This is a genomic window from Shigella sp. FC1661 (assembly GCF_001712525.1).
GTDB classification, from domain to species: Bacteria; Pseudomonadota; Gammaproteobacteria; order Enterobacterales; family Enterobacteriaceae; genus Escherichia; species Escherichia coli.
On sequence record NZ_MDGW01000098.1, the window covers coordinates 1 to 7,870 of the forward strand.

The 7,870-nt window shown below is 46.7% G+C and carries 5 protein-coding genes, 2 tRNA genes and 1 pseudogene; 6 read left to right on the forward strand and 2 right to left on the reverse strand.

The annotated features are described in order from the left end of the window. From BFF42_RS07040 to BFF42_RS07050, 3 genes are all read left to right on the forward strand, one after another. Positions 1-446 (forward strand): integrase core domain-containing protein (locus tag BFF42_RS07040; protein ID WP_146753247.1); only part of this gene is annotated, 446 nt, incomplete at its 5' end. Between the two features lie 6 nt (positions 447-452). Then, positions 453-1,886, forward strand: coding sequence for an AMP nucleosidase (gene amn, locus BFF42_RS07045; protein WP_039059176.1), 1,434 nt, complete (start codon positions 453-455; stop codon positions 1,884-1,886). A gap of 342 nt (positions 1,887-2,228) precedes the next feature. Further along, on the forward strand, positions 2,229-2,945 hold the full coding sequence (locus BFF42_RS07050) for a YebC/PmpR family DNA-binding transcriptional regulator (RefSeq protein ID WP_000532912.1): 717 nt from the start codon (positions 2,229-2,231) through the stop codon (positions 2,943-2,945). A gap of 454 nt (positions 2,946-3,399) precedes the next feature. On the opposite strand, the gene BFF42_RS07055 is transcribed toward BFF42_RS07050, so the two are convergent. After that, positions 3,400-3,475: transfer RNA gene (locus BFF42_RS07055), tRNA-Asn, on the reverse strand. Positions 3,476-3,575: 100 nt separating this feature from the next. Then, positions 3,576-5,063: pseudogene (yeeO, locus tag BFF42_RS07060) on the reverse strand (toxic metabolite efflux MATE transporter YeeO). A 160-nt stretch (positions 5,064-5,223) separates the two neighbouring features. Here yeeO and BFF42_RS07065 point away from each other — a divergent pair. The 3 genes from BFF42_RS07065 to BFF42_RS07085 form a co-directional block, all read left to right on the forward strand. Further along, positions 5,224-5,299 (forward strand) — tRNA-Asn (locus BFF42_RS07065). A gap of 161 nt (positions 5,300-5,460) precedes the next feature. Further along, entirely contained in the window at positions 5,461-6,723 is a 1,263-nt protein-coding gene (locus BFF42_RS07070) for a tyrosine-type recombinase/integrase (RefSeq protein WP_039059174.1), read from the forward strand. A 988-nt stretch (positions 6,724-7,711) separates the two neighbouring features. Then, positions 7,712-7,870 (forward strand): IS1 family transposase (locus BFF42_RS07085; protein ID WP_032277379.1); only part of this gene is annotated, 159 nt, incomplete at its 3' end.

The window sequence follows — 7,870 nt, forward strand, 5'->3', positions numbered from 1 at the left end:
ATCGTGAGGCACTGCACTGGGCGGTGACTACCGGCGGCTTCAACAGTGAAACAGTACAGGACGTCATGCTGGGAGCGGTGGAACGCCGCTTCGGCAACGATCTTCCGTCGTCTCCAGTGGAGTGGCTGACGGATAATGGTTCATGCTACCGGGCTAATGAAACACGCCAGTTCGCCCGGATGTTGGGACTTGAACCGAAGAACACGGCGGTGCGGAGTCCGGAGAGTAACGGAATAGCAGAGAGCTTCGTGAAAACGATAAAGCGTGACTACATCAGTATCATGCCCAAACCAGACGGGTTAACGGCAGCAAAGAACCTTGCAGAGGCGTTCGAGCATTATAACGAATGGCATCCGCATAGTGCGCTGGGTTATCGCTCGCCACGGGAATATCTGCGGCAGCGGACTTGTAATGGGTTAAGTGATAACAGATGTCTGGAAATATAGGGGCAAATCCACCCAGCTCAGGCACTGGATAAACTCGACGCGCTGTATGAGCAATCTGTAGTCGCATTACGCAACGCCATTGGCAACTATATTACAAGTGGCGAATTACCTGATGAAAACGCCCGCAAACAAGGTCTTTTTGTCTATCCATCACTGACCGTAACCTGGGACGGTAGCACAACCAATCCCCCCAAAACGCGCGCATTTGGTCGCTTTACCCACGCAGGCAGCTACACCACCACGATTACTCGCCCTACTCTCTTTCGTTCGTATCTTAATGAACAACTTACGTTGCTGTATCAGGATTATGGTGCGCATATCTCAGTGCAACCCTCGCAGCATGAAATCCCTTATCCTTATGTCATCGATGGCTCTGAATTGACACTTGATCGCTCAATGAGCGCTGGGTTAACTCGCTACTTTCCGACAACAGAACTGGCGCAAATTGGCGATGAAACTGCAGACGGCATTTATCATCCAACTGAATTCTCCCCGCTATCGCATTTTGATGCGCGCCGCGTCGATTTTTCCCTCGCACGGTTGCGCCATTATACCGGTACGCCAGTTGAACATTTTCAGCCGTTCGTCTTGTTTACCAACTACACACGTTATGTGGATGAATTCGTTCGTTGGGGATGCAGCCAGATCCTCGATCCTGATAGTCCCTACATTGCCCTTTCTTGTGCTGGCGGGAACTGGATCACCGCCGAAACCGAAGCGCCAGAAGAAGCCATTTCCGACCTTGCATGGAAAAAACATCAGATGCCAGCATGGCATTTAATTACCGCCGATGGTCAGGGTATTACTCTGGTGAATATTGGCATAGGACCGTCAAATGCTAAAACCATCTGCGATCATCTGGCAGTGCTACGCCCGGATGTCTGGTTGATGATTGGTCACTGTGGCGGATTACGTGAAAGTCAGGCCATTGGCGATTATGTACTTGCACACGCTTATTTACGCGATGACCACGTTCTTGATGCGGTTCTGCCGCCCGATATTCCTATTCCGAGCATTGCTGAAGTGCAACGTGCGCTTTATGACGCCACCAAGCTGGTGAGTGGCAGGCCCGGTGAGGAAGTCAAACAGCGGCTACGTACTGGTACTGTGGTAACCACAGATGACAGGAACTGGGAATTACGTTACTCAGCTTCTGCACTTCGTTTTAACTTAAGCCGGGCCGTAGCAATTGATATGGAAAGTGCAACCATTGCCGCGCAAGGATATCGTTTCCGCGTGCCATACGGGACACTACTGTGTGTTTCAGATAAACCGTTGCATGGCGAGATTAAACTTCCCGGTCAGGCTAACCGTTTTTATGAAGGCGCTATTTCCGAACACCTACAAATTGGCATTCGGGCGATCGATTTGCTGCGCGCAGAAGGCGACCGACTGCATTCACGTAAATTACGAACCTTTAATGAGCCGCCGTTCCGATAATAAGTTCTGAACCTTCTCATCAGAAATAGATGTGAAGGATTAAGTAAGACATCTGGCAAATAGCCTGCAATCAACGCGGGCTGTTTGCTTCCTTGGGCAGATGCGAGTTTCATTATCGTCTTAATGATTTCCGCATATTAAAAGCATGTATGCTTTCAAAATATAATTATAAAAAATCCCGCCAACAACATTAGTTTTTATAAAACAAAATATAAGATTATGGCTTTAGAATATTTTTATTTCTAATAGACGAGATTTTTCCTGTTATGATATAATATGCTGATTTAACACATGTTAACGATTTACCAGTAATGTAAATAAATTTTCGAGGAGATCATTCCAGTGGGACGTAAATGGGCCAATATTGTTGCTAAAAAAACGGCTAAAGACGGTGCAACGTCTAAAATTTATGCAAAATTCGGTGTAGAAATCTATGCTGCTGCTAAACAAGGTGAACCCGATCCAGAATTAAACACATCTTTAAAATTCGTTATTGAACGTGCAAAGCAGGCACAAGTTCCAAAGCACGTTATTGATAAAGCAATTGATAAAGCCAAAGGCGGCGGAGATGAAACGTTCGTGCAGGGCCGTTATGAAGGCTTTGGTCCTAATGGCTCAATGATTATCGCCGAGACATTGACTTCAAATGTTAACCGTACGATTGCTAACGTTCGCACAATTTTCAATAAAAAAGGCGGCAATATCGGAGCGGCAGGTTCTGTCAGCTATATGTTTGACAATACGGGTGTGATTGTATTTAAAGGATCAGACCCTGACCATATTTTTGAAATTTTACTTGAAGCTGAAGTTGATGTTCGTGATGTGACTGAAGAAGAAGGTAACATTGTTATTTATACCGAACCTACTGACCTTCATAAAGGAATCGCGGCTCTAAAAGCAGCTGGAATCACTGAGTTCTCAACAACAGAATTAGAAATGATTGCGCAATCTGAAGTTGAGCTTTCCCCAGAAGATTTAGAAATCTTTGAAGGGCTTGTTGATGCCCTTGAAGATGACGACGATGTACAAAAAGTTTATCATAACGTCGCAAATCTCTAATTATATTTTAAAGAAATCTGTCTTTACGGCAGATTTCTTTAATCTCATATAACCCTTATAAAAAATATAATGTTCAACTCGTCATATTGATTATAAAAAATCCCCGTTCCCAGAGAAATAATATTTATTAAAATTCCAGTTCTTCTTTTTCTGATTACAGAAGGCAAAGTGGCAATTACGCATAGTTTCCCGATAAAGACGCGATAGCGACATCCCGCATAAGGCATTTTTCTCTTTATCTTTGTACGGTACTTCATGGAACAGAGTTTTTGACCTTGCGAATCGTGATGTCTGTTGGTGGGGGCAACTTGCTCACTAAAGCGTGAGACTCGATTAAGCGCACGAAACACAGAAATCAAAAAAAACGGTCACTTTTTTACAAGGTAACCGGGTAAAAATAATTTTTATTTTTTAACTGTTTTGAGACTCATAGAGATGTCTCAAAACTAAAATTTGGCTCCTCTGACTGGACTCGAACCAGTGACATACGGATTAACAGTCCGCCGTTCTACCGACTGAACTACAGAGGAATCGTGAGAACGAGGCGAATATTAGCGATGCCCACCCACAATGTCAAAGCCTGTTTTTTAAATTTGAAATCGTTTGCTGAAATAATCTGCATTTTGTCGTTTATTCCGACACAACTGGCTTTTTTTCACACTTTTGCGGCTCGGGTCGAGGGTATTTCCATAGCCAACGTCCAGTAACCATTCGCCAGTAAAACAGCACGGCCCGCACAGCCCAGTCGGCAAACATTCCCATTCAGACACCAACCACACCCCAGCCAAGCATGATTCCCAGCACATAACCGACTACAACCCGACAACCCCACATGCTCAACATCGAAACCCACATGGCGTAACGGGCATCACGAGCACCTTTAAATCCAGCGGGTAGCACCCATGAGGCGGACCAAATAGGCATAAATAAAGCATTTAGCCAAATCAGAATCACAACGACATGTTTAACCTGTGGATCCTAGGTGTAAAACGATGCCATAACCCCGGCAAAGGGAGCCGTTAGCCAGGCGATGGCCGTTAATCCAAGAGTGGAAAGCCAGAACACATGCCGCAACTGAATCTCTGCTTGCGCTATCTGCCCTACCCCCAACCTTCGGCCTGTAATGATCGTAGAAGCAGAGCCGAGCGCACTTCCGGGTAAGTTGATAAGAGCCGCAATTGAAAACGCGATAAAATTTCCGGCAATAACACTGGTCCCCATCCCGGCAACGAACATTTGGGTTAATAACCGACCACTGGTAAATAACACTGATTCGACACTCGCGGGAATACCAATCCCCATGACTTCCCAGATAATGCTAAAATTCAGCGGTTTAAAATAGCTCTTTAACGAAATCCTTAGCGCAGGATTAAAACCAATCGCCAGCACCCACAAAATTGCAACTGCGCCAATATAACGAGAAATGGTTAAACCCAGCCCTGCCCCGACAAATCCCAGTCCCGGCCAAGAGAAAAGGCCGTAAATCAATATGCCGCTAATAATAATATTAAGAATATTCAGGCTACCGTTAATCAATAGCGGTATTTTCGTATTCCCTGCACCACGAAGTGCCCCGCTACCAATAAGAGTGATGGCAGCTGCTGGATAACTGAGTACCGTCAGCTCCAGATAAGTCAACGCCAGTGCTTTAACTTCTGTCGTGGCATCACCCGCGACGAAATCAATAATTTGTTCGCCAAAATGATGAATAAGCGTTGCCAACAGTACGGCAAACAACGTCATGATCACCAATGACTGCCGCGTCGCCACCCTCGCTCGTCGTCGATCCCGCTTACCGAGACTAAATGCCACAACGACAGTAGTACCAAGATCGATAGCAGCAAAAAAAGCCATAATGATCATATTGAAGCTGTCCGCCAATCCCACGCCGGCCATCGCATCTTTTCCCAGCCAGCTGACCAGAAAAGTGCTCAGAACCCCCATCAACAGGACACAGGCATTCTCCATGAAGATAGGAACAGCAAGTGGGGTTATCTCGCGCCAGAACAACACTTTGTAGCTCTTGCGTTTAGCGTGCCAGCGAGTGCCGTGAACAACCTGGCGTAAAGCAGAGGAGATATTCAAAGCCGACCTTAATTGCAGAAAGTGAAACCACATTTCAAATAATGAGGGAGAATCAGCAAAGCTGCAAAGATTTTCGCCAACAAATTGTCTGCAAATGCAACAAACTGTTGATAGAAACGGCAAACAGTTGGGGAATTTAAAAATCGGGTTTGACAAAAGATTTTTCGCCGTTAAGATGTGCCTCAACAGCGATTCCTCTGTAGTTCAGTCGGTAGAACGGCGGACTGTTAATCCGTATGTCACTGGTTCGAGTCCAGTCAGAGGAGCCAAATTCAAGTTTTCATGCTTATCTGTACGTCTCTATTTGTTTACGATTCAGTAAGTTGGCGTGAAAATCCTTCCCGGTGCGTATCTGGTTTTCTCTCCGCATCGGGATAATTTGGTGGTCAGATCTGGGGTCAGTTTGGTTCGATTCTGGAGTGACCCCCAAATGTTTTTAAACGATTCTAAAATCCGCAAGTTAAAACCTTCTTCCCGTCCGGTAAAACTCTCCGACGCTCACGGTCTGTATCTGCTCGTCAATCCGGGCGGTTCACGCATCTGGTATCTCAAATATCGTTTCAACGGAAAAGAATCCAGAGTCAGTCTTGGCGCATACCCGCTGGTCTCACTGGCAGAAGCCAGGCAACAGCGCGACGGTATCCGCAAGCTACTGGCGCAGAATATCAACCCGGCGCAACAGCGCATGGCAGAGAAATCCGCCTGCTCCCCTGAAAAGTGTTTTAAGGCGGTGGCGCTGGCCTGGCACAAAACCAACAAAAAATGGTCGGCTGATTATGCCGCCCGTATTCTCGCCAGTATGGAAAACCATATCTTCCCGGCGGTTGGTCACCTGCCCGTTGCTGCGCTTAAAACGCAGGATTTCACGGCTTTGTTGCGGGTTATCGAGAATAAAGGCTTTCTGGAAGTCGCGTCCCGAACCCGGCAGCAACTCAGCAACATCATGCGCTATGCCGTTCAGCAGGGACTTACCGACAGTAATCCGGCGCAGCATCTGGAAGGTGTAACTGCCTCCCCCGTCAAGAATCACTATCCCGCTTTACCGCTGGAGCGATTGCCTGAACTGCTTGACCGCATTGGCGACTACCGGCAGGGCCGGGAGTTAACCCGGCTGGCGGTGGTGCTGACGTTGCACCTGTTCATCCGTTCCAGCGAACTGCGTTTCGCCCGCTGGAGTGAGATTGATTTCAGGCACAAAATCTGGACCATCCCCGCAACCCGCGAGGCCATTGATAAAGTACGGTTTTCGGGGCGTGGCGCAAAAATACGCACCCCGCATATCGTACCGCTCTCCCGCCAGGCGATTGCCATTCTGAAACAGATACAGGAGCTTTCCGGCCATCTGGATCTGGTGTTTCCCGGCGACCATAATCCGTACAAGCCAATGAGCGAAAACACCACCAACCGGGCGCTGCGTCTGATGGGGTATGATACGAAAACTGAAATCTGCGGGCATGGACTCAGGGCAATGGCCTGTAGCGCCCTGGTGGAGTCGGATCTGTGGTCACGCGATACAGTGGAGCGGCAAATGAGCCACCAGGAGCGCAACAGCGTGCGTGCGGCATATGTGCATAAGGCGGAGCATCTGGAGGCCCGAAAGGCCATGATGCAGTGGTGGTCGGATTATCTGGATGTGTGCCGCGAGGGGTATGTCGCGCCGTACATTTATGCGCGGCAGCATGAGGCAGCCTGAATCAGAAATAGCGTAAATCATTAAAACTGGAAAAGCAGATCCTGATTGACCGGGATCTGCTTTTTTTTGTTGATAGATATTGCCGTTTTTTTGTTATTATCAATCGGAAAACATCTATAAATATTTGGCCCCAAATAATTTTGGGTGAAAACCAATCAATGAACTACTTATCGATAGGTAAGTACCAGAAATTATTCCAGTAGAATATTTTCAGGCGATTGCCTATTAATAAATACATTATTGATAGATAACTACCTTCTGTGATTTGCCCGCAAATCACAGAAGATGAAAAGCTATCAATACGTGATATTTTCACGGAAATGCCAATTAATACTCCAGAATATCTCCTGACCCTATACTCTGGGACCTGTAAGAACTGCATCAGATATTCAGAGACCAGACAGATATAAGCCTGAAATTATTTTGCTTCCAATAATTTCAGGAGAAACCTATCAATGCATCTGTTTTCAACAGGCAGCCACCTTCCGTGATTAACATGTTAATCACGGAAGGTGAAAAGCTATCAATTATCGATATTTCCACGGAATTACCACTTAATACTTCCAAAAAAGTGCGCAATAAAATACCGGGCAATCTTTCCTGATACACATTATCACTGCACCAGCTATACAGAGACAAAATAATCTGCACCAGCCCCTGTAAATCGGTTATCTGCGCCAGCGTCCCGCCGCTCTACCTGTTCAGGACTGCGCCAGTTCCTGGCCCTTTGGTTTTCGGCCCTTTCAGGCCAGGCGCTGTTACCCTTATCGCCCCCTTAACCTTTATGACCCTTTCCCTTTCTGGCGCAACCAGTTTATTCGGAAATGTACCATGACAGTCTGCACCAGATTGTATTTTCACCACAGGATAACGGTCACAGAGTGCAAAAAATAACATGAAGCACCGAAGATTGTTAATCTATATGTAGCAGGTGGTAATGCTGCCAACTTACTGATTTAGTGTATGATGGTGATTTTAAGGTGCTTGCGTGGCTTCCATTTCCATCAGATGTCCTTCCTGCTCCGCTACTGAAGGCGTGGTGCGTAACGGCAAAAGCACTGCCGGACATCAGCGCTATCTCTGCTCTCATTGCCGTAAAACATGGCAACTACAGTTCACTTACACCGCCTCTCAGCCCGGTACGCAC

What these genes read in the sequence shown, in the direction of transcription:
- BFF42_RS07070 (WP_039059174.1), top strand. Translation starts at nt 5,461, where the DNA reads ATGTTTTTAAACGATTCTAAAATCCGCAAGTTAAAACCTTCTTCCCGT.